This is a genomic window from Urbifossiella limnaea, assembly GCF_007747215.1.
Classification (GTDB): domain Bacteria; phylum Planctomycetota; class Planctomycetia; order Gemmatales; family Gemmataceae; genus Urbifossiella; species Urbifossiella limnaea.
In genome coordinates, this window is sequence record NZ_CP036273.1 from 6,592,083 (window position 1) to 6,614,448 (window position 22,366).

The window sequence follows — 22,366 nt, forward strand, 5'->3', positions numbered from 1 at the left end:
GGCACGACCCCGCGAGCCGGCGGACGGGGATGTTGTATCGGCCCGGGCGGGGGCCTCGGTCACCCGGCCGGGGGTCGAGCCGGGTGTCAACCACGGGAGCCGCCCGCGCGCCGCCGTCGGGTCGATCAGGTCGGCGCGTCTATAACGCGAGGAGCCGTCGTCGCCCCGGGGGGATGCCCATGACCGACCGCACGCCCGAGCCCGCCGGCTTGCAAGCCACGCAGATGTCGCCGCCCGGGTCGGCCACGCCGGCCGACGGGCTGCCGCGCGTGGAGGGGTACACGCTCGTCCGCAAGCTCGGCGAGGGCGGCATGGGCGCCGTCTACCTCGCGGAAGACACCCGCCTCGGCCGCCGCGTCGCGCTCAAGACGATGCACCGCGTGCTGGCCGCGAACCCCGCCGACCGCGACCGCTTTCTCCGCGAGGCGCGGGCCGCGGCCGCCGTCGAGAGCGACTACCTCGTCCCCGTGTGGGCCGTCGGCGAGGCGGCCGACGGCACCCCGTTCCTGGCCATGCCCGTCCTGCAGGGCGAGTCGCTCGACGCCCGCCTGCGGCGGGAGCCGGCGTCGCCGCCGGGCCTCGTGGCGAAGGTGGCCCGCGAGGTGGCCGAGGGGCTGGCCGCGGCGCACGCGGCGGGGCTCGTCCACCGCGACATCAAGCCGGCGAACATCTGGCTCGAAGGCGAACCCGGCGGCGCCGTGCGCCGGTGCAAGGTGCTCGACTTCGGCCTCGCCCGCCCGGTGGACGCCGCCTCGGCGCAGCTGACGACGACAGGCGCCGTCCTCGGCACGCCGGCGTTCATGGCGCCCGAGCAGGCGCGCGGCGAGGCGATCGACGCGCGGGCCGACCTGTTCAGCCTCGGCGTCACGCTGTACCGCATGGCCACGGGGCGCCCGCCGTTCGACGGGCCGACGCCGATGGCGGTGCTGATTGCGCTCACGACCGAGCCGCCGCCGCCCGTCCGCGAGGCCGCCCCGGCGCTGCCGCCGGCGCTCGCCGACCTGATCGAGCGGCTGATGGCGAAGGAGCCGGAGCGCCGCCCGGGCTCCGCCGCCGAGGTCGTCCGCGCCCTCGCCGGTGTCGCCGAACCGCCGCCGCGCCGCCGCTTGCCAGCGCTTCTCGCGACGGCCGCGGTGCTGCTCGTCGGCGTCGGCGTGTGGCTCGCCGTGAGCGGCCGCAAGCCGCCCGAGGTGGCGAAGGCCGACGAATCGCCCGCGCCAGCGACGCCGGCCCCGACGACACCCGTGCCCGTGACGCCCACTCCCGTGACGCCGAAGGCGGTCGAGCCGCCGAAAGCCGTCGAGCCGGTGACGCCACCCGCCCCGGCGCCGAAGCCGGAGGGCGAAGCGGACCGCGCCGCGGCGCGGTGGGTGCTCGGCGTCGGCGGGCGGGTGACCGTGGACGCCGTGCGGGACGAGATCCGCGACGCCAGGCGGCTGCCGAAGGAACCGTTCCGGCTGACCGACGTGTTCGTCCTGGCGCCGGTGACGGACCGGCAGATGGCGGTGTTCGCCGACTGCAAGCACGTCCGCGTCGCGTTCCTCGTCGGCACCGGCATCTCGAACGAGGGGCTCGCCCACCTCGCCGGCTGCACCAACCTCGTGAGCCTGGACCTCGCCGGCACGAAGGTGGACGACGACGCCGTGCCGCTGATCGCCCGGTTCACGAAGCTGAAGGACCTGTCGCTCGGCGCGGCCGGGTTCACGGCGAAAGGGGCGCTCGCGCTGGCGAAGTCGCTGCCGGGCTGCCGCATCCAGTACGGCGCGACCTACGAACCCGCCACCGACGACGACCGCGCCGCGGCCGAGTTCGTGGTGTCGATCGGCGGCAAGGTGCGGGTCAACTACGCCGACGCCGACACGGCCGACGCGAAGCAGCTGCCCGCGGGGCTGTTCCGGCTGACGGCCGTGGACCTGAGCGGCCGGCCCGGCGCGACCGACGCCGAGCTCGACCGCTTCCGCGAGTGCAAGAGCCTGACGCGGCTGGTGCTGACCGGCACTCCGGTGACCGACACGGGGCTGACGACCGTCCGCGAGTTCGGCAAGCTGACGCACCTCGACGTGCGCGACACGAAGGTGACGCAGCGCGGCGCGTCGGGGGTCTTCGGGGCGCTGCCGGGCTGCGAGGTGGCGTGGCCCGGCGGGGTGATGCGGCCGAAGCGGTAGCGGCGTTGCGGTCCCCTCCGGCGGCCGAATTGCGTAGGTGGTTTCCGCTCCTCCCCGCAGGTGGTTCCCCCCTCACCCCGCGTGCTTCGCCGCGACCCTCTCCCCCGAGGGGAGAGGGTGGGACTTGCCGGCGTCCGTCACGGGCGGGTATCGCCCCGCCGACGCCGGTGGCCATTCCGAGCGTCGGCGCGTGGTTACCCGCCCGTGCGAGGAGACGAACCACGCCCACCCTCTCCCCTCGGGGGAGAGGGTCGCGGCGAAGCACGCGGGGTGAGGGGGGAACCACCTGCGGGGAAGTCCAACCACCACGTCCGCGAGTCGTACCGCCCCGGGGGCCGATTCGAGCCGCGACACCCCGCCTCACTCCCGCGGCACCACCGACTGCACGATGCCGTTGAACACCAGCCGGAACGTGCCGTGCGGCTGGCCGCGGAACAGCACCTGCGGGCCGTACAGCGCCAGCCGCCCGCGGCCCACCTTCGCGTCCACCACCGCCGCCCCGCCCTCCAGGTGTTGCTGGCCCCACGCCCACCCGCTCCGCAGCGGCGTCGCGCTGTCGAACCACGCCACCCGCTTCACCCCCGCCTCGGCCGCGTTGTTGGTCAGCCGGAACGTCGGGCTGTTCGAGAACATCACGTCCGCGTGGTCGCCCAGGCCCCACGCCAGCGAGCTGGAGTCGTCCACCTGCACCCGCAGCACCGACGACGGCACGTAGAACTTCGTCGAGGCCAGCGCCTTCGGCTCGTTCTTGTCGTCCACCTCGGTCAGGTAGTTCGCCACCGGCACGCCGAGCTCCGCCCCCAGCTTCGTGGACGAGCCGATCGTCAGCACCGTGCCGCCGGCCTCGAGGAAGCGCTTGATCTGCGGCAGTGTCGTCGCCTTGCTGACGGCCCCGCGCGGCCCCTTGGCCTCGGGCGTCTCCGGGTTGTCGCCGCCCTTGCCGCCCGCGTCGCCGGAATACGCGCCGTCCACGAGGATGAGCACGTCGTACCGCTCGCGCAGGTCGCCCTTGTCGAGCTCGGCCGTGAACACGACGCGGTGCGGGAACTCGAACTGCTCCAGCAGCCAGCGCGTCCAGCCCGACGGCATCGACCCGCCGAACTTGTCCCACAGCGCCACCCGCGCCGGCTTCAACGCCGCCGCCTCCGGCGCGTCCTTCACCCCGCGGAACGTCACGCCCAGGTCGGCGGCGATCGTCTTCACCACCTCCGGGGTCGTGTCCTTCCGCGGCACGAAGAACGTCCCCGCCGCGTGGCCGCCGCCCGCAGTCTGAACGCGGCGCACCTCCTCGCCGGCCTTGTGGAGGCGGTTCACGGCGCGGAAGGCGTCGTTCGTCTCCACGCCGAGCACGAACCCGACCGCGCCGTCGGCGCCGAGCACGCGCCCCGGCGGCGGCGCCACCGTCTCGGTGGTGATCGCCTCGAACGGGCCGTCGAAGCCGTCGAGCAGGCGGTCGAACTTCACCGCCATCTGGTACGCCAGCGTGTAGCCGGCGGAGTCGTAGGGGCGGACGGGCGGGCCGCCCGGGTAGGCGAAGTCGTTCGGGTGGTCCTGCGGCTCGAACATGTCGAGGACGTGCGCACGGAACGCCTGCCCCGTCTTCACCACGTAGCTGCCTTTGGGGTAACTCTTGCCGCCGGCGGTGAAGTCGGCCGTGGCGCGGTGGACCGTCACGCCGGTGCCCAGCAGCGCGTTCACGAACTTGGTCGCCGTCAGGAAGTCGGGCTGGTCGGCGGGGAGGACGTAGCCGCGCGGGTCGCGTTTGGCGGGGTCGCGGAACAACTTGTCGAAGTCGGCGCCGCCCTTCCCCTTCCCCGCGGCCTGCGCCGCCTCGACGACCTTGGGCGTGACCGTCCAGCTGTCGCGGCCGCCGCGCTCGATCGCGGTGTTCCCCATCTTCCAGATGTTGAACAGCAGCTGCTCGCGGTGCCGGGAGGCGTAGTCGAGCACGGCCCTGTTGGCGGTCACGGAGTAATCGACGGACTGCCGGAAGCGCCACTTCTGCGGCGGCACCGGCGCCAGGTAGTCGCCCTTCGGCAGCTGCTTGGCGCTCAGCAGCGGGATGGCCGACGGCGTGGGGCTGCCGACCGTTTCCGTCAGCAGGCCGATCATGTTGTGGAACCCGGCGGTGGTGCGGAGGCCGCCGTTGAACCACGTCGAGTACGGCGCCCCGGAGCGGGTGGTGGCGCCGGGCTTTCCTTCCACCAGGAACCGCTGCATCATGGCGGCGCCGACGGCGTCGATGCCGTTGAGCGTGAGCGGGTCGCAGAAGTAGTTGAACGGGTCGCGGAACGGCGGGCAGAACAGCACCGTTCCCGGCGGGCCGGACTGGTGGTGGTTGTAGACGATCTGCGGGAACCACTCGCGGTACATGAGCCGGTTGAGGTTCTTCGTCTCGGCCTGGGTGTTGGCGTAGAAGTCGCGGTTGTTGTCGTGCCCGACGTACTTCTGGTAGAGCCGCGGCAGGCCGGTCAGGCTCCGCTTCGTCGGCTCCTTCTCCTTCATGTAGTGGTCGGCGACGAGGTCGTGCCCGTCGGGGTTGGCGTGGACGAACAGGATGACCACGTCGTCGAGGATGCGGAGCGTCTCGGCGTCGGCGGCGCTGGCGAACTGGTACAGCGTTTCGACGAGCACCTGCGCGCAGAGCGTCTCGCTGGCGTGGAGGCCGCCGTCGATCCACACGACGGCCTTGCCCTGCGCGGCGAGTTGCTTCGCGCCCGCCGCGTCGATGCCGTCGGCGAGAGCGAGCCGGCGCGCGGTGGCCTTCAACTCGGCGAGCCGGCGGTGGTTGGCGGGCGAGGTGACGACCGCGGCGAGCTGCGGCCGGCCCTCCGCGGTGGTGCCGATGGTCACGAGCTTGACGCGGTCCGACTCGGCGGCCAGCTTCTCCCAGTAGGTCTTGAGCTGGGCGTAGTTGGCGAGGCAATAGTCGTCGCCGACGTGGAAGCCGAACGCGGCTTTGGGCGTGGTGACGGCGGGCGCCTGGGCGGGGGCCGTGCCGGCGAGCAGCGCGACGAGGACGACGGCGGACGGGGTGCGGAGCATGGCGGGATCCCGTGGGCGGGCGTGCGGCGGGCCGGCGGGGAGGTCGCGGCGGTCCCGACATTGTGCGCGGCCGCCGGCCGCGCCGCCACCCGGGGCTTGCCCGCGCGACCCGACCCGGCGACAATCGCCCCCGCCGGCCGCGCGCCGCGCGGCCCCCCTCCCCCGAGACCGACCATGCCCCGCGCCCTCGCCGTCCTGCTGGCCGCCGTCGCGGCCCACGCCACGGCCGCCGACCCGCCGCGCCACACGTTCCTCGCCACCGGCGCCGAGACGTTCATCGCCGACGACACCGGCAAGGCGAGCTGGACGTACCCGCACTCGTCGCGCGACGGCTGGGTGCTCCCGAACGGCAACGTGCTCCTCGCCCTCTCCAAGAGCAAGAGCTACCCCGGCGGCGCCGTCGTCGAGGTGGACCGCGCCGGCAAGGTGCTGTTCGAGTTCAAGGGCTCCCAGAGCGAGGTAAACACCGTGCAGCCGCTGAAGGACGGCCGCGTGCTCCTCACCGAGGCCGGGCCGAAGCCGCGCGTCCTCGAAGTCACCCGGGACGGCAAGGTCGTCGCCGACGTGCCGCTCCAGGCCCAGACCGGCGACCTCCACATGCAGTCGCGGATGACCCGCAAGCTCGCCGGCGGCACGTACCTCGTGCCGCAGCTGCTCGACCGGGTGGTCCGCGAGTACGACGCGGCCGGGAAGGTGGTGTGGGAGGCCAAGACGCCGCACATGCCGTTCACCGCCATCCGCCTGCCGGACGGCAACACCCTGGTCGGCTGCACGCACGGCAACCTCGTGGTCGAGTTCGACCGCGCCGGCAAGGAGGTGTGGCGGCTCACCAACGACGACCTGCCGGGCCGCCCGCTGGACGACTGCTGCGGGGTCGAGCGGCTGGCGAACGGGAACACGGTGGTGACCAGTTACCACGCGGGCCCGGGGAAGGTGCGGCTGGTGGAGGTGACGCGCGACAAGAAGGTGGTGTGGACCTACACCGACGCCCGCCGGTCCGGCATCCACACGTTCCAGATTCTCGGCCCCGACGGCCGCCCCGGCGCCACCGCCCTCCGCTGAGCGCGGCCCGCCGACAGTACCAGGGCTGCGCCGGTGTGGTGCGTTGCGCCGTGTTCCTCTTCGGCTGCTGGCTGCGCGGCGCCCGGCTGGAACGACTCCCGGTCCGGTAGCCGCCGGCTACAGCACCAGCATCGCGTCGCCGTAGCTGAAGAAGCGGTACTCGCGGGCCACCGCCTCCGCGTACGCCCGCCGCAGCAACTCGCCGCCGGCGAACGCCCCCACCAGCAGCAGCAGCGTCGTCCGCGGCAGGTGGAAGTTCGTCACCAGCGCGTCCACTGCCCGGAAGGTGAACGGCGCATGGATGAACAGGTCGGTCTCGCCGCGGTACGGCGCCACCGTGCCGCCCTGCGCCGCCGTCTCCAGCGTCCGCGTCGCCGTCGTGCCGACCGCCACCACCCTGCCGCCGCGGGCCTTGCACGCCGCCACCGCCGCGGCCGCGCCTTCGGTCACCTCGCACCACTCGGAATGGATCGCGTGCTGGGTCGGGTCGGCGGCCTTCACCAGGGCGAACGTGCCGAGGCCGACGTGGAGTGTCACCCGGGTGTCACTCACGCCGGCGGCCGCGAGCCGGGCCAGCAGCTCGGGGGTGAAGTGGAGCCCGGCCGTCGGCGCGGCGACGGACCCGTCGGCGGCGGCGAACACGGTCTGGTAGCGGGTGCGGTCGGTGTCGGCGGCGCGGCCCTTGCGGATGTACGGCGGCAGGGGCACGTGGCCGGAGACGGCCAGCAGTTCGGCGGGGGTGCCGGGCCGGTCGGGCTCCATGAGCCAGTGCCGGTCGGGCGTGCGGCCGCGGAGCGTCAGCCGCAGCGGGCCGGGGTCGAGCGCGAAAGTTTCGCCGGGCTGGGCGTAGCCGCGGGTCTGCGCCAGGAGCTCCCACAGGCCGCCGGCCGCCTCGCGGACGAACAGGCCTTCCCACTTGCCGCCGGTGGCCTCGCGCCGGCCGACGACGCGGGCGGGGATCACCTTCGTGTCGTTGAGCGCGAGCAGGTCGCCGGCGGAGAGCAACTCCGGCAGCTCGCGGAAGACGCGGTGCTCCAGCGCGCCGGTGGCGCGGCGGACGACGAGGAGGCGCGACTCGTCGCGCCGCTCCGCGGGGTGCTGGGCGACGAGCCGGTCGGGGAGGGGGTAGTCAAAAAACATGGGGGGACTTTGGGACCGTGGGACTCAGGGACCGAGGGACCGAAGACCCAGGCTTGTCCCTCGGTCCCTGAGTCCCACGGTCCCAAAGTCCCTCAGTCTCCTTACTTGAAGTTCCGCACCCACTCGACGAACGCCGGCTTGTGCTTCTCGACGGTCTTCTCCGGGCCGCGGAGCCACGCCGAGGCGGTGACTCCGTCCTTCGTCTCGAACACCACGTACACCTGCTTGTACCCGGCCACCGGCGTCGTCTTGGCGTTCGGGTCGAACGGGCCGCCGGCCTTCTTCAGGAACGTGCCGCTCACCTCCTGCAGCACCGCGTCGTTCGGCCCGACCTTCGTCTTCTCCTGCTTCTCGTCCACCTTGTCCTTGCCGGCGGCGGGCTGGAACACGGCCACCTGCCGCTTCAGGTTGGCGTCGATGCCGCCGCCACCGCCGAGCTCGAACAGCACCACCTCGGCGTCGTCGGCGTCGCCGGCCACCTTCGGGGCGACGAGCTGCGCGGCCCGCATCTTGTTCGACGGCGGCACCTGCTTCCACCCGGCGGGCGTGGCCGACTTCAGGCCGACCCACTCGACCGGGGCGCCGGTCTGTTCCTCACCGCCGGCGGCGGGGGCGGCGGGCTCGGCCGACGTGCAGGCGCCGGTGACGGCGGTGAGAAGGGCGACGACGAGAGTCCGCTTCATGGGGGCTGTGCTCCGGAGACGGCGGGCGGGGTCCGGAGGCAATTGTACGGCCCGCCGGCTAATCGACTGCTGACGGGATCGGCGGCACCGGCCCGGCCGGCGGCGCGGGGGCGGCGGGCTCCTCGTAGCCGACGGCGGTGAGGACCGGCCCCGCGCCCCCCGCGGCCGCGGGGATGCTCGGCGGGTCCAGCAGCGGGTCGATGTCGGTCACGTCCACGACGCGGACCAGTGCCGGTTCGGCGGGCCGCGGCGGAACCGGCGGCGCGGGTTCGGGCGTGACCGGCGCGTTCACGACGATTTCCGGCCCGGTCCGCTTGGTGCCGATCCAGGTGAGGGCCGCCAGCCCCGCCAACAGTGCCGTCCCGCCGATCGCCCACCGGACCATGACGCTCCTCCGCGCGAACCACGGGCCGCCCCGGGTGGGTGCGGAGGATAGCCGGTCTGCGCAGGCGGGCAAGCCCAACCGGACGGCGCTGCCGTATCATGCCCGCGGGCGACGACCCGACCCCTCCCGGAGCGACCGACCATGACGCGCCTCGCCGGCCCGCTGCTGCTGCTGTTCGCGTCGGCCCTCGCGGCCCCGGCCCAGCCCGCCGACGCGGCGAAGCCGTTCGTCCCGCAGCCCGTGCTGCCCGGCGGCGTGGTGCTGCCGCTGTACCCCGCCGACTCGCCGCGGCTGAAGAAGGACCGGCTCCACGAGGCCGAGCGGTACAACACCACGCTCAAGGACAAGGCCGGCCCCACCCGCAGCGTCATCAACGTCCACAACCCCTCCGTCGAGGTGCACCTCGTCGGCGACGCGCCGGGGAACACCGGCTCCGTCGTGATCGTCGCCCCGGGCGGCGGTCACAACATTCTGTGGGTCGGGCCGGAGGGGGCCGACTTCGTGGCCTTCTTCCGGAAGCACGGGGTCTCGACGGTCGTGCTGCGGAACCGCCTCCGGGTGGACGGCTACGAGCCCACGACCGACGCGGTGAACGACGCCTTCCAGGCCGTCCGGCTGGTGCGGTCGCGCGCGGCCGAGTGGAAGCTGGACCCGGCCCGCGTCGGCATCATGGGCTTCTCCGCGGGGGCCGAGCTCGCCGCGCCGGCGGCGCTCTTCTACGACGACTTCGCCCGCGCCAACGGCGGCCCGGGCGACCCGCTGGCGAAGGTGTCGGCGCGGCCCGACTTCGTCGGCATCATCTACCCCGGGCCGACGCCGTTCACCCGCGACCCGGCGACGCGCGTCCCGCGCGACGTGCCGCCGAGCTTCCTCGCCACGGCCGGCTCCGGCGACCGTGTCCACGCGCTGTGGGCGACCGACTACTTCTCGGCGATGCTGAAGGCCGGCGTCCCGAACCTGGAGATGCACGTGTACGGCAACGGCGGCCACGGCGGCGGGCTGACCGCCCGCGGCGGCATCCCGTTCGGCACGTGGCCCGACCGGTACGTCGAGTGGTTCCGCGACCTCGGCTTCCTGGGGCAGCCGGGCGTGCGGACGAAGGCCGCCGCCGACGTGGAGGCGTACGCGAAGAAGGCCGCGCGCTGAGCCGATTTCCGTTCCGGCGCGGCGGCCGCGGGGGTACAATCGGGGGTTGAAGCCCTCACTCGCTCTCCGGGCCGCGCATGCCTCGCCTGACGGTCGCGCTCCTCATCCTCGCCGCCGTGCCGCTCCCCGCAGCGGCGCAGAACGACGCCGCCTCGGCCGACGCGCCCGTCGCCGTGTGGCGGTTCGACGGCGCGGCCGAACCCGGCCTGTCGCCGGCCGACGCGAAGCACCGCGAGCCCGGCCCGCGCCCGCCGGCCTACCCGGCGTTCGCCGCCGGCAACACGGCGCTGGCGTTCACGGCCGCCCACCCGGCCGTCACCGTCCGCGAGGCCGACCTGCCCGGCGCCAGGTTACGGTTCGGCAACGGCGACGCCGTCACCCTCGAAGCCTGGGTCCGCGTCGCCGAGTTGAAGGACGGCAGCTACGCCTACGTCGTCGGCAAGGGCCGCACCCGCCGGCCCGGCTTCCCCGAGATGAACCAGAACTACGCCCTGCGCCTGAAGGGCGAGAAGGGCGAGGCCCGCGTGTCGTTCCTGTTCAGCAGCGCCCCCGGCGACGGCAAGCCGGCCGAGTGGCACCGCTGGACGACGACGAAGGGATTCGCCCCCGGCGGCTGGCACCACGTCGCCGTCGCCTACACGTTCGGCGAGCCCGGCAGCGTCCGCGGGTACGTCGACGGCCTGGCGATCCCAGGCGTGTGGGACATGGGCGGCGCCACGAAGCGCGCCCCGGTCGCCGACGCCGACGACCTGACCATCGGCACCGGCAACGGCGGCGGGGCCGGCAACTCGTTCCGCGGGCAGCTCGACGACGTGACGATCTGGCGGACCGCCCTCCCCGCCGACGTGCTGAAGAACCGCTACCAGTTCGTGCCGCCGCCGCCGGCCGTGCGGCGCGCCGACCTGCCGCGGGGCGAGGTGCTGGTGCAGCTGTGCGAGGAGGGGATGCCGGCCCGCAACGCCTGGCCGGACGCGCCGCCGCCGGCCGCCGAGAGCTACCGCGAGCCCGCCTTCGGGTTCTTCGAGGTGCCGCACAAGTACGTGGACACCGGCGTCCGCGCCGACCGCGGCTACCCGTTCCTCCTCCGCGCCGCGGCGGTGGTCGAGCTGCCGCCGGGGAAGCACCGCCTGCTGCTGCGCGGCCGCGGGGCGTCGCGCCTGTACCTCGACGAGAAGCTCGTCCTCACCACGCCGTTCCCGCCCGGCACCGGCGACGGCCACGGCACCGTCCGCACGCCCGAGAGCTACCTGAACCTCGGCCCCGACTTCCGCTTCGCCCCGCCCGGCAACGGCGAGACGTGGGCGACCATCGAGTCGAAGGGCGGCGAGCACCTGGTCGTGCTGGAGTCGATCGTCGGGCACTTCATCGGCAGCGCGAAGCGGCGGCCGGAGCTGGGCGAGACGGTGGTCGCGGTGTCGCTCGCCGGCAGCGAGTCGTGGCAGCTCCTTTCGCCGGGCAAGCGCGTGGTGCCGTACACCGACGCCGGCTGGGCCGCCTACGAGGCCGAGCGCGCGGCCCGGCTCGACGCGACGAACGCCGCCGCCCGCGCCGCGAAGCGGGCCGAACACGCCCCGTATTGGGAGCGGCGCCGTGCCGCGGCGCGCGACTGGCTCGCGGCGACGCCGGACGAGCCGGTGCCGGCGCTCCCCGCGGGCTACCCCGCGTCCAACCCGATCGACCACTTCCTCGCCGCCCGCGTCGAGCAGGTGAAGGGGCAGGCCGTGACCCCCGCCGGCGGCGTCGACTTCTTCAAGCAGGTGCGGCCGATCCTGGAGGCGAACTGCGTCGGGTGTCACGCCGGCGGCAAGGCCAAGGGCGGCTTGCGGCTCGACGGCCGCGCGGCCGCGCTCGAAGGCGGCAAGACCGACGGCCCCGCGGTCGTGCCCGGCAAGGCCGCCGACAGCCCACTCGTGCAGCGCGTGAAGTCCACGGACGACGACGCCATGCCGCCGAAGGGGAAGCGGCTGACGCCGGAGGAGGTCCGCGTCCTCGAAGCGTGGGTGACGCAGGGCGCCCGCTGGCCCGACCTCGACGCCGCCCACACCACCCTCACGCCGCTCGCCGACGATCTGGCGTTCCTCCGCCGCGTCACGCTCGACACGGTCGGCGTCGTCCCGAGTGCCGACGAGGCCCGCGCCTTCCTCGCCGACCCGTCGCCCGAGAAGCGGACGCGGGTGATCGACCGCCTCCTCGCCGACCCGCGCTGGGCCGACCACTGGATGGGCTACTGGCAGGACGTGCTGGCCGAGAACCCGAACATCATCAACCCGACGCTCAACAACACCGGCCCGTTCCGGTGGTGGCTGTACGAGTCGTTCCGCGACAACAAGCCGGCCGACCTGTTCGTGACCGAGCTGCTGCGGATGCGCGGCAGCGAGCGGTTCGGCGGCCCGGCCGGGTTCGGCACCGCGTCGCAGAACGACGCCCCGATGGCGACGAAGGGGACGGTGGTCGCGGCCGCGTTCCTGGGCGTGGAGATGAAGTGCGCCCGCTGCCACGACGCGCCGGCGCACCGGTCCACCCAGCGGGAGCTGTTCCAGCTCGCGGCGCTGCTCGACGGCAAGGCCGCGAAGGTGCCGGCCACGAGCGTCGTGACGCTGGACAAGGCCCACCCCGGCGGCCGGCCGGCGCTCATCAGCGTCACCCTCGCCGCCGGCGCGACCATCGAGCCGCGCTGGCCGTTCGCCGCGTTCGCCCCCGAAGACGTAGGCGCGAAGCTGGCCGAGAACCCCGCCGACTCCCGCGACCGGCTCGCGGCGCTGGTCACGGCCCCGCAGAACGAGCGGTTCGCGCAGGTGATGGCGAACCGCGTGTGGGCGCGGCTCATGGGCCGCGGCGTCGTGGAGCCGGTGGACGACTGGGAGCGCGGCCGGCCGTCGCACCCCGAGCTGCTCCGCTGGCTCGGCCGCGAGTTCGTCCGCGGCGGGTACGACCTGAAGCGGCTGACGCGGCTCGTGCTCACGTCGCACGCCTACCAGCGCGCCGCCGACCCGACGCTGGCCGAAGCGCCCGTGTTGTTCACCGCCCCGGCCCGCCGCCGGCTCGCCGCCGAGCAGGTCGTGGACTCGCTGTTCGCCGCCACCGGCAAGCCGTTCCGCGTCGAGGAAGTGAGCCTGGACGTGGACGGCGCCCGCGCGATGAACGCGTCGATCACGCTGGGGAATCCCCGGCGGGCGTGGATGCTGGCGTCCACGTCGAACGAGCGCGACCGGCCGAGCCTGTCGCTGCCGCGGGTGCAGCTGGTCGCCGACGTGCTCCAGGCGTTCGGGTGGCGCGGCTCGCGGCAGGACGCGCTGACCGCCCGCGAGGCGGCGCCGAACGTGCTCCAGCCGGCGATCCTCCAGAACGGCCCGGTCGGCCTGTGGCTCACCCGGCTGAGCGACGACCACGGCATCACGCCGCTGGCCCTCGACGCGAAGTCGCCCGAGGCGCTGCTCGACGAACTGTACCTGCGCGTGCTCACGCGCCGCCCCACGGCGAAGGAACGGGCGGCGTACAGCGATTACCTTCGTCCGGGGTTCGACGTCCGGGTGCGCCCGCCGGCGCCGGTCGTGGCGGAGGCGCGGCGGCCGGTGCCGTACGTGTCGTGGTCGAACCACCTGAACCCCGAGGCGAACCTGGTCAAGCAGCGCGAGGAGGAGGCCGCCCGCCGCGGCGACCCGCCGACCGCCCGGCTCGACCCGGCGTGGCGCGGCCGCATGGAGGACGTGCTGTGGGCCGTGCTGAACTCGTCCGAATTCGTGTTCACCCCCTGACCGGACCGCGTATGAACCGCCGCGACTTCCTGGCCGCGTCCGCCGCCCTCGCCGCGCCGCAGCTCGCCAGCGCCGACCCGCCCGCGCCGCGCGGGAAGGCCGAGGCGTGTATCTTCGTCTGGCTCGGCGGCGGCATGGGGCAGATCGACACGTTCGACCCCAAGGCCAGGGGGCTGAACAAGGGGACGCCGAAGAAGGCCGGGTCGCTGTACGACTCGGTCCCGACCGCCACCCCGGGCGTGCGGTTCTGCGAACACCTGCCGCGGGTCGCCGCGATCAGCGACCGGCTGACGGCCGTCCGCACCGTCAACCACAGCGTCGTGGACGAGCACGCCTTCGCCACCAACCTCGTCCACACCGGCCGCGTGACCAGCGGGAACGTCGTGTACCCGTCGGTCGGCTCGATCGTGGCCCACGAGCGCGGCGCGGCCGCGGCGGGGGTGCCGCCCTACGTGCTGATCGGCTACCCGAACGTCAGCCGCGGGCCGGGGTTCCTCGGGTCGAAGGCCGGGTTCGTGTACCTCACCGACACCGCCGCCGGCCCGGCCGGGTTCGCCCGCCCGGCGGACGTGGACGAGGCCCGCGCCGCCGCCCGCCGCCGGCTGCTGGAAGCGGCCGGCGCCCCCGCCCCGGCCGGGTCCGCGGCCGCCGGGTACGAGGCGGCGCAGGCCGAGGCGCTGCGGCTGGCCGGCCCCGGCTTCCTCCGCCACTTCGACCTGACCCGCGAGGCGTCGGCCACCCGCGAGCGGTTCGGCGGCGAGTTCGGCCAGCGCTGCCTCGTCGCCCGCCGGCTGGTCGAGGCCGGGGTGCGGTTCGTCGAGGTGTCGCACAACCTGAACTTCCTCAACGGCACCGGCTGGGACGTGCACAACGACGGCATCGACAACCAGCACCTGCTCGTGCGCGAGCTCGACGCGGCGCTGTCGGCGCTGGTGCTGGATCTGGAATCCCGCAAGCTCCTCGACCGGACGCTGGTGGTGGTGGCGACCGAGTTCGGCCGGCCGCCGGAGTTCGACGGCGGCGGCGGCCGCGGCCACCAGGGGACGGCGTTCTCGATGGTGCTGGCCGGCGGCGGGCTGCGCCACCGCGGCGCCTACGGGGTGACCGACGACCTGGCGAAGCGGGTCGTGAGCGACCCGGTGCCGCTGGTGGACTTCCACGCGACGGTTCACGCCGCGCTCGGCATCGACCCGGCGAAGGAACTGTACGACGGCCCGCGCCCGGTCCCGATCACCGACGGCGGCCGGCCGGTCCGCGCACTCTTCGCCTGAGCCCTCACGGCTGACGCGAGGCGGGAAAACGACACGACCCGGGCTGCGGTGCCGACCGCGGCCCGGGTCGCCGTGTTTCGAGCGGAAGGCGTGCCCCCTCCGCCCGGCTCAACCCCTGTGCCCGCGCCCCCGGCCCGGACGGCTGACGGGCTCGGGGTCGGGCAGCTGCGGGGGCGCGGCCGCGGTCAGCCGTGCGGTCGCGGTGTAGAGCCCGCTCCTGGTGACGGCCAGGCAGGTCACGGTGTACTGGCCCGGCGTCGAAACGAGGAAGGAGACGTGCCCGCCGACGGTCGCGGCGACGATTCGGCCGCGCGAGTCGGTGACGACCCAGGCGGTCAGGCTCGGCCCCGACACGGCGAGGGCGGCGGTGAACGTCACCGTCCGCCCCAGCTGGCTCTCCGTCGGGCCGGTCACCGTGAGCGGGGCCGTGCTGCCGGCCACCGTCACCTGGACGGTGTCGGTCGCGGTGCCGCCGTCGTCGTCGGTCACGGTGAAGCTGGCCAGGTACACGCCGCCGGCGGCCGGGACGAACGAGACGGCGGCGCCGGAGCCGCTCGCGACCACCTGACCCGCCGGGTTGCGGACGGCCCAGGTCCGCGTGTGCGTGTCGGCCGGGCCGGGGTCGGTAAACGTCCCGGTCAGGGCGACGGTGTCGCCCCGGTTCGCGGCGCGGTCGGCGCCGGCGTTCGCCACCGGGGCCACGTTCCGGACGGTGACGGTCACGGCGGCGGTGCCAACGCCCCCGTCCCCGTCGTCCACCCGGACCGTCACCGTGTACACCCCGTCGTCGGCGTAGGCGTGGGTGAGCGCGAACGACCCGTCGCTGTTGAGCACCAGCGGCTGTACCCCGGACCCGTCGCCGTAGTCGACCGTGACGCTCCCGGCGTCCAGCCCCGGGTCGGAGAACGTCCCCGTCGCGGCGAACGTGCCGCCCTCGTCGATCGTCGTACCCGGCCCGGCGGTGACGACGGGGGCGACGTTGCGCACCGTCACGGTCCGCGTGTCCGTGGCCACCCCGCCGCGGCCGTCGGTCACCCTCAGTACGGCGGTGTAGACGCCGTCGTCGAGGTAGGCGTGGGTGGCGGCCGGCCCGGTGCCCGTGGACCCGTCGCCGAAGTCCCACTGGTAGGTGAGGGTGTCGCCGTCGCGGTCGGTGGCCGTTGCGGCGAACGCGACCAGGGCGCCCTCGTCGGCGGTCGCGTCCGCTCCCGCGCCCGCCGTCGGTGGGTCGTTGATGGGCGTGACCGTTACGGTCACCGTCGCCGAGGCCGTGCCGCCGCTCCCGTCGTCGACCGTGTAGGTGAACTCGTCCGTGCCGTAGAAGTCGGCGTCGGGCGTGTAGGTGGCCGTGCCGCCCTGGAGGGTGACGGTCCCGTGGGCGGGGTCGGTGACGGTCACGATCAGGGCGTCGCCGTCCTCGTCCGATGCGTTCGCCAGCAGGTCGATCGACACCGACCCGTCCTCGGCCAGGGCGAGCTCGCCGGCCGTGGCGACCGGGGCGTCGTTGACCGGGGCCACGGTCACGGTGACCGTGGCGGTCGCGGTGCCGCCGTAGCCGTCGGAGATGGTGTAGGTGAACGTGTCCGTCCCGTTGAAGTCGGTCGCCGGGGTGTACACGAGCACCCCGCCGCCGCCGACGCTCACGACCCCGTTGGCGCCCTGGGTGAAGCTCGTGACGGTCAGGCTGTCGCCGTCCGCGTCCGTGTCGTTGTCCAGAACGCGGACCACGAGTGCGGTGTCCTCGGCGGCGGCGACCGCGTCGGCGGCGGCCGCCGGCGCGTCGTTCACGGGCGTCACGCCGACCGTCACCGTCCCCGTCGCGGTCCCGCCGCGGGCGTCGGTGGCGGCGAACGTGAATTCGTCGAGGCCGAAGTAATTCGGGGCCGGCGTGTAGACGAACTCGCCGGTCGCCGGGTCGGTGACGGTGACCGTGCCGTGGCGGGGGCCGGTGGCGACGGCGTAGGTCAGGGTGTCGCCGTTGGGGTCGGACGCCGCGAGCCGGCCGCCGAGCGCCGCGTCCTCGGCGGTGTACAGCATGACGGGGCTGGCGGCCGGGGGGCGGTTGAGGAGGTCGGCCGCGTACGCCACCACGTTCGGCGCGTACACCTGGGCGAACGGGCTGCCGGGCTGGCCGAGGTAGTAGTCGAGCGGGATCGACGAGTACACCACGTTCCCCGCGCCGAACCGGTAGGAGAAGGTGACGACGTGGCTCGGGTCCCCGGTGCTGAGGAGCTTCCGGGCGTCCGCGGGGAGGCTCGCCGCGGTGGCGTACCCGTGGCTCGAATAGCTGCCGTTGTCCAGGGTGGCGTCGGTCACCACCCCGCCCGGGCCGTGGGTCAGCAGGGTGCCGTCGTCCAGCACCTGAATGTTGTTCGCGTCGGAGAAGTCGCGGACGACGTTGAACCCGCTCCCGCCGGGGAGGATGGACTCGGCGCCGTCGACGTACCGGTCGTGGATGACGAGCGACAGGCCCGCGCCGACGGCCGCCTGGACCGCGTCCAGCCGGGAGAGGTACTCGAACCCGTAGGCGCCGGTGAAGAGGTTCTGGACGACCAGCACGTCGAGCCCGGCGAGGTCGGCCGGGGTGAGGTCGTACAGCCGCACCGCGGTGTGCCCGGCGGCCGTGATCGACGCGACCTGGGAGTCGATACCCTGGAAGTGTGCCATGTCGTAGTACCCGACGACGGCCGGCACGTCGCGGGCCTCGAGCGGGTCGAGAACCGGACGGAACGAGTGGCGGGGGGCGACCCGGGTGGTCGGGTCGGCGGCGCGGCGGAGCCAGGAGCGAAGGCCCATGGTCGTATCCCGGAGGGCGGGGCGGGGCGGGGGTGGCGGGTACGCCGGTGGGGTGTCGCGGCACCCGTCTGGCGTCGGGAAACGCTAGTTTCCGGACACGAAGATGCAAACGCACGCGGCAGACAATCTGCGGAATCACTCGTCGGAACGGGGTTCTTGAGGCAGGTGAGGAACTTTTTCGCCCCGTTCAACGCCCGAACGATCGCGCCGTTGCCGAACGGATACAGGCGACGAAGGAGCTCAAGGTCGCGGGGCGGCACGGGCCGTCGACGAGCCCCACCGGCGCGGCCGGCTGCCACCCCCCGGGCCACGGCAGACCTCCGGTTCAAACCCGGATTGCAGCAGGCTCGCCGGGCCGGCTCGTGGTACGATCCCCCGGCTGCCGAGACTCGCCCCGCACCCGACCGGCCCGCCGTATTCGCCCCAGGTTACCCACCCGCCCGCGAGGTGCCCGTCATGTTCCGCTTCTGTCTCGCCCTCGGATTGACGATCGGTCTCGGGGGCTCCGGCCGGCCGGCCGCGCCCGCGGCACAGGAACCGCCCAAGGGGCCGGCGGGCGGCGAGCAACTGCGCGCCGGTGTCGCCAAGGTCGAGATCACCAGCAAGACGGCGCTCCCGGTCAGCGACCCGCTGTACGTCAAGGCGCTCGTCCTGAAGCGCGGCGCGACGACGGCCGTGCTCGTCACCCTCGACGCCGTCGCGGTCGGCGAGATCGGCCACGTCCCCAACGACTACCTCGCCAAGGTCCGCGCCCGGCTCGAAAAGGAACTCGGCATCGCCCCCGGCAGCGTGATCGTCAACGCGAGCCACTGCCACGGCGTCGTCGGCCCCGACGTGGACGAGAAGACGGTGGAGGCCGTGACGGCGGCGGTCGCGGGCCTCGTCCCCGTGCGGGCCGGCGTCGGCGTCGGCAGCGAGACGCGCGTCTCGGAGAACCGCCGGCTCCGCCTCAAGAGCGGCCGGGAGGCCGACGTCCGCCACGCCTACTCGCTCCCGCCCGACGACGAGGTCGTGGGCGTCGGCCCGATCGACCCGCGGATCGGCGTGCTCCGCCTCGACCGGCTCGACGGCCGGCCGCTCGCCGTCGTCTACCACTTCGCCTGCCACCCGATCCAGGGCGTGCCGGGCGGCGCGAACACCGCCGACATCACCGGCTTTGCCTCGCGGGTGATCGAGGAGAATTTGCCCGGCGCCGTCGCGCTGTTCGTGCAGGGCTGCGGCGGCGACATCAACCCGGTCCGCTACAAGGACGTGCACCAGCCGCGCAGCGCCGAGCCGCTCGGGAACCTGCTCGGGCTCAGCACGCTGCGGGCCGTGCGGGCGGTCAAGTGCGACGCCGCCGGGCCGCTCGCGGTGCGGAACGAGACGCTCGCGCTCCCCCGGGCCGACCACGCCGAGCGGATCGACGCCCTGGTCGCCGAGCAAGCCCGGCTGGTCGGGTCGCTGAAGGGGACGAGCCTGAACCTGCGGACGTTCCTGGAGCTGGCGACGAAGTACAACCTGGCCCGCGAGTTCCCGGCGTACCCGTCGCACCTGTACCTGACGGAGAAGGCCCAGGGCCGCACCGACCTGCTGGCCCTCGACGCCGAGAACCGCCGCAACCTGCAGGCGTACCTCGACAACGTGTTGACCACGGAGAAGCTGACGCGGGTGACGACGAACCTGGCCCTGCTGCGGCGGCACCAGGAGCGGAACCTCGCCGCCGGCCGCCGGCCGCTGGAGGTCGAGGTGGCGGGCCTGCGGGTCGGCGACTTCGTGCTGGTCACGTTCCCCGGCGAGCTGACGGTCGAGGTCGGGCTGGCCGTGCAGAAGGCGTCGCCGCACAAGACGACGTTCGTGTCCGGCTACACGAACGGGTACATCTACTACACGCCGACGGCGGCCCAGCTGCGGAACGCGGGCGGGGCGCAGGAGGACAGCGACTGCCTCGTCGCCCCCGAGTGGGAGGACCTCTTCCACGCCCGGGTTGCGGCGCTGCTCAAGCACCTTTAAGCCATCCGGTCCGCGAGCCGTTAGGCCGGGGCGCAAGCCCCGTCGGGGTTCGGACGCCGGACGGGGCTCGCGCCCCGGCCTAACGGCGGACTGGATTCCGCAGGCCACACGGCGGGAGTTCTCGCTGGACTGCGACCGCCCGGCGCGGGAACATGGTACCGGTCAGACTCCCGCCTGCCCCACTCGCCAGCGCGTATGGCCCTTCCCCACCCCACCCGGCGTGCCGCCCTCGTCGCCGGCGGCATGAGCTACTTCGGGTGCGACCTCGCCACCCGCGTCCTCGCCGCCCCCGCGGCGGCGCGGCCGACGGCCCGCTCGGCGATCATGATCTGGCTCAGCGGCGGCGCGTCGCACATCGACACCTGGGACATGAAGCCGGACGCCCCGGAGGAGTACCGCGGCACCTTCCGCCCGGTGGACACGTCCGCCCCCGGCGTGCGCCTGTGCGAGCACCTGCCGCACCTCGGGAAGCAGGCGCACCACCTCGCCGTCGTGCGGTCGCTCGGCGACCACCGCCGCGGCACCGGCGACCATCACGCCGGGTACTACTACAACCTCACCGGCCACGCCCCGGACCGCACGTTCCACCAGCTCCTCAACGCCCGCACGCCGTACCCCACCGACTGGCCGTCGATGGCCTCGGTGGTCGCGCTCAAGCGGCCGCCGCACCCGCACCTGCCGAACGCGATCACGCTGCCGCACAAGGAGGGCGCCCCCGAGTACACCCGGCCGGGGCAGTTCGCGGCGCGGCTCGGCGTCGAGTACGACCCGGTGTTCGTGGACGGCACCCGCGAGCGGCCGCTCGACTTCGCCGTGCCGGCCCTCAGCCTCGGCGGCGACCTGACCGCCGAGCGCCTCGGCGACCGCCGCTCCCTGCTCGGCGCGATCGACGCCGCCCACCGGTTCGCCGACGACTCGGCCGCCAACCGCGACTACACGACGTACCAGCGGAAGGCGTTCACGCTGCTGTCGTCGCGGCAGACGAAGGCGGCGTTCGACCTGCGGGCCGAGCCGGAGCGGGTGCGCGAGAAGTACGGCCGCGGCATCAACGCCGCGTCGATGCTGCTGGCCCGCCGGCTGGTCGAGGCCGGGGTGCCGTTCGTGAGCGTGTTCTGGAAGGGCGACAAGGAGCTCGACACGCTGTGCAAGAGCGGCGGCGGGTGGGACACGCACGGGAACAACTTCAACTGCCTGAAGGACCGCCTCCTCCCCGAGTTCGACCGGCCGTTCGCCGCGCTGCTCGACGACCTCCACCAGCGCGGCATGCTCGCCTCCACGCTGGTACTCGTGACGAGCGAGATGGGGCGGATGCCGAAGATCGGCGACCGCCGCTCCGGCGGCGTGGCCGGCGCCGGCCGCGACCACTGGCCGGCGTGCCAGTCGGTACTGCTCGCCGGCGGCGGCGTCCGCGGCGGCCAGGTGTTCGGCACGACCGACAAGCGCGCCGAGTACCCGGACCAGAACCCGGTCGCCCCCGAGCACATCGCCCGGACCGTGTTCCACGCGATGGGGATCGACGACCTGTCCGCCACCGACCGCGAGGGCCGGCCGTTCGGCCTGATGGACGACGGCCGCCCGCTCACCGAACTGTTCTGACCCGCCCGGGAGGACGCGACGATGCCCCACGCCCCTTCGGGAACCGTTCAGGTCGGCTCGCGGCGCTGGTTCCTGCGCACCGGGCTCGCCGGGCTCGGCGCCCTCGGCGCGACCGCCACCGCCGCGCCGCGGCGGCCCACGTCGGTCATCCTGTTCTGGCTCTCCGGCGGGCTCAGCCACATCGACTCGTGGGACCCGAAGCCCGACGCCCCCGCCGAGGTGCGCGGGCCGTTCGGCTCGATCCCGACGCGCGTGCCGGGCGTCCGCGTGAGCGAGCACCTGCCGCTCCAGGCGTCGATCATGGACCGGCTCACGCTGGTGCGGTCGGTAGACTGCAAGGCCAGCGACCACACGCCGATCACCATGCAGGCCGGCAACCCGCTGGCCCGCCGCACCAACGACGGCAAGGACGGCGGCGGCTACCCGTCGATGGGGTCGGTGGCGGCGAAGTTCCGCGGGCCGAACGACCCGGCGCTGCCGGCGTTCGTCGGCCTGGCCGACAGCTGGAAGGCCGACGTGTGGGGCGCCGGGGCGCTCGGCGCCGCCTACGAGCCGGTGCAGGGGACCGACCTCGCCGGGCGGATCCGGTTGCCGCAGGGCGTGACCGTCCCCCACCTCCGCGACCGCGACGACCTCCGCCGCCGGCTCGCCGCCGCCGGCCGCGACCTCGACTCGCCCGACGCCGGCCGGCTCGACGTGCAGGGGCGGCGGGCGCTCGACATGATCGTGTCCGGGAAGGCGCAGCGGGCGTTCCGGGTGGAGGAGGAGTCGGCCCGCCTCCGCGACGCCTACGGCCGCGACAGCATCGGCGAGAAGGCGCTGCTGGCCCGCCGGCTGGTCGAGGCCGGCACCACGTTCGCGCTCGTCAGCGGGGCGTGGGGCTACTTCGACCACCACGGCGACGACGTGCGCTGGGGCGGCATCGAGCGCGGGCTGCGGCCGCTGCTGCCGCGGATCGACCGCGTCGTTCACACGCTGGTGACCGACCTGGCAGCCCGCGGGCTGCTCGACACGACGCTGGTGCTGATGATGGGCGAGTTCGGCCGCGGCCCGGTGATCAACGCGAACGCCGGCCGTGACCACTGGACGAACTGCATGTCGCTGCTGGTCGCCGGCGGCGGGCTGCCGTGCGGGCAGGTGATCGGCCGGACCGACGCCAAGGGGTACGGCATCACCGACGGCCGGGTCGGCCCGGCGGACCTGGCGGCGACGGTGTTCCGCCACCTGGGCATCGACCCCGACGCCCACTGGGACGACCCGCAGGGCCGGCCGACGCCGGTGGTAGTCGAGAACGGCCGCCCCATCCCCGGGCTCGTGTAGGCCCGGTCCG

Annotated in this window: 13 protein-coding genes; 8 read left to right on the forward strand and 5 right to left on the reverse strand. The window is 74.1% G+C overall.

All coding sequences use genetic code 11. The annotated features are described in order from the left end of the window. Positions 1 to 179 precede the first annotated feature (179 nt). Positions 180 to 2,165, forward strand: a complete 1,986-nt coding sequence (locus tag ETAA1_RS26910) for a serine/threonine-protein kinase (protein ID WP_202920434.1) — start codon at positions 180 to 182, stop codon at positions 2,163 to 2,165. A 360-nt stretch (positions 2,166 to 2,525) separates the two neighbouring features. On the opposite strand, the gene ETAA1_RS26915 is transcribed toward ETAA1_RS26910, so the two are convergent. Beyond that, entirely contained in the window at positions 2,526 to 5,210 is a 2,685-nt protein-coding gene (locus ETAA1_RS26915; RefSeq protein WP_145243728.1) for a M14 family metallopeptidase, read from the reverse strand. 174 nt (positions 5,211 to 5,384) lie between these two features. Between ETAA1_RS26915 and ETAA1_RS26920 the strand changes: the two genes are divergently transcribed. Beyond that, on the forward strand, positions 5,385 to 6,272 hold the full coding sequence (locus ETAA1_RS26920) for a beta-propeller domain-containing protein (RefSeq protein ID WP_145243729.1): 888 nt from the start codon (positions 5,385 to 5,387) through the stop codon (positions 6,270 to 6,272). A 117-nt stretch (positions 6,273 to 6,389) separates the two neighbouring features. Here ETAA1_RS26920 and queA read toward each other — a convergent pair whose 3' ends face one another. The 3 genes from queA to ETAA1_RS26935 form a co-directional block, all read right to left on the reverse strand. Continuing rightward, on the reverse strand, positions 6,390 to 7,412 hold the full coding sequence (queA, locus tag ETAA1_RS26925) for a tRNA preQ1(34) S-adenosylmethionine ribosyltransferase-isomerase QueA (RefSeq protein WP_145243730.1): 1,023 nt from the start codon (positions 7,410 to 7,412) through the stop codon (positions 6,390 to 6,392). A 101-nt stretch (positions 7,413 to 7,513) separates the two neighbouring features. Continuing rightward, positions 7,514 to 8,095: a hypothetical protein gene (locus ETAA1_RS26930; protein WP_145243731.1), complete on the reverse strand. Its 582-nt coding sequence runs from the start codon at positions 8,093 to 8,095 to the stop codon at positions 7,514 to 7,516. A gap of 58 nt (positions 8,096 to 8,153) precedes the next feature. Beyond that, complete coding sequence (locus tag ETAA1_RS26935; RefSeq protein ID WP_145243732.1) at positions 8,154 to 8,480, reverse strand: hypothetical protein; 327 nt, start codon at positions 8,478 to 8,480, stop codon at positions 8,154 to 8,156. A gap of 141 nt (positions 8,481 to 8,621) precedes the next feature. Here ETAA1_RS26935 and ETAA1_RS26940 point away from each other — a divergent pair, with 141 nt between their 5' ends. The 3 genes from ETAA1_RS26940 (at position 8,622) to ETAA1_RS26950 (ending at position 14,652) form a co-directional block, all read left to right on the forward strand. Further along, positions 8,622 to 9,626, forward strand: coding sequence for an alpha/beta hydrolase (locus ETAA1_RS26940; RefSeq protein WP_145243733.1), 1,005 nt, complete (start codon positions 8,622 to 8,624; stop codon positions 9,624 to 9,626). Positions 9,627 to 9,703: 77 nt separating this feature from the next. Then, positions 9,704 to 13,381: a DUF1553 domain-containing protein gene (locus tag ETAA1_RS26945; RefSeq protein ID WP_145243734.1), complete on the forward strand. Its 3,678-nt coding sequence runs from the start codon at positions 9,704 to 9,706 to the stop codon at positions 13,379 to 13,381. An 11-nt stretch (positions 13,382 to 13,392) separates the two neighbouring features. After that, positions 13,393 to 14,652 (forward strand): DUF1501 domain-containing protein, encoded by a 1,260-nt coding sequence (locus ETAA1_RS26950; RefSeq protein WP_145243735.1) that lies wholly within the window; start codon positions 13,393 to 13,395, stop codon positions 14,650 to 14,652. A gap of 108 nt (positions 14,653 to 14,760) precedes the next feature. Here the strand turns inward: ETAA1_RS26950 and ETAA1_RS26955 are convergent, their stop codons facing one another. Beyond that, positions 14,761 to 17,448 carry an Ig-like domain-containing protein gene (locus ETAA1_RS26955; RefSeq protein WP_145243736.1) on the reverse strand — a complete coding sequence of 896 codons (2,688 nt, stop codon included), beginning with the start codon at positions 17,446 to 17,448 and terminating at the stop codon, positions 14,761 to 14,763. 456 nt (positions 17,449 to 17,904) lie between these two features. On the opposite strand from ETAA1_RS26955, the gene ETAA1_RS26960 reads away from it, so the two are divergent. From ETAA1_RS26960 to ETAA1_RS26970, 3 genes are all read left to right on the forward strand, one after another. Then, on the forward strand, positions 17,905 to 19,440 hold the full coding sequence (locus tag ETAA1_RS26960) for a hypothetical protein (RefSeq protein ID WP_202920435.1): 1,536 nt from the start codon (positions 17,905 to 17,907) through the stop codon (positions 19,438 to 19,440). 195 nt (positions 19,441 to 19,635) lie between these two features. Continuing rightward, positions 19,636 to 21,036, forward strand: a complete 1,401-nt coding sequence (locus ETAA1_RS26965; RefSeq protein WP_145243737.1) for a DUF1501 domain-containing protein — start codon at positions 19,636 to 19,638, stop codon at positions 21,034 to 21,036. Between the two features lie 21 nt (positions 21,037 to 21,057). Then, positions 21,058 to 22,356, forward strand: coding sequence for a DUF1501 domain-containing protein (locus tag ETAA1_RS26970; protein ID WP_145243738.1), 1,299 nt, complete (start codon positions 21,058 to 21,060; stop codon positions 22,354 to 22,356). Positions 22,357 to 22,366 lie beyond the last annotated feature (10 nt).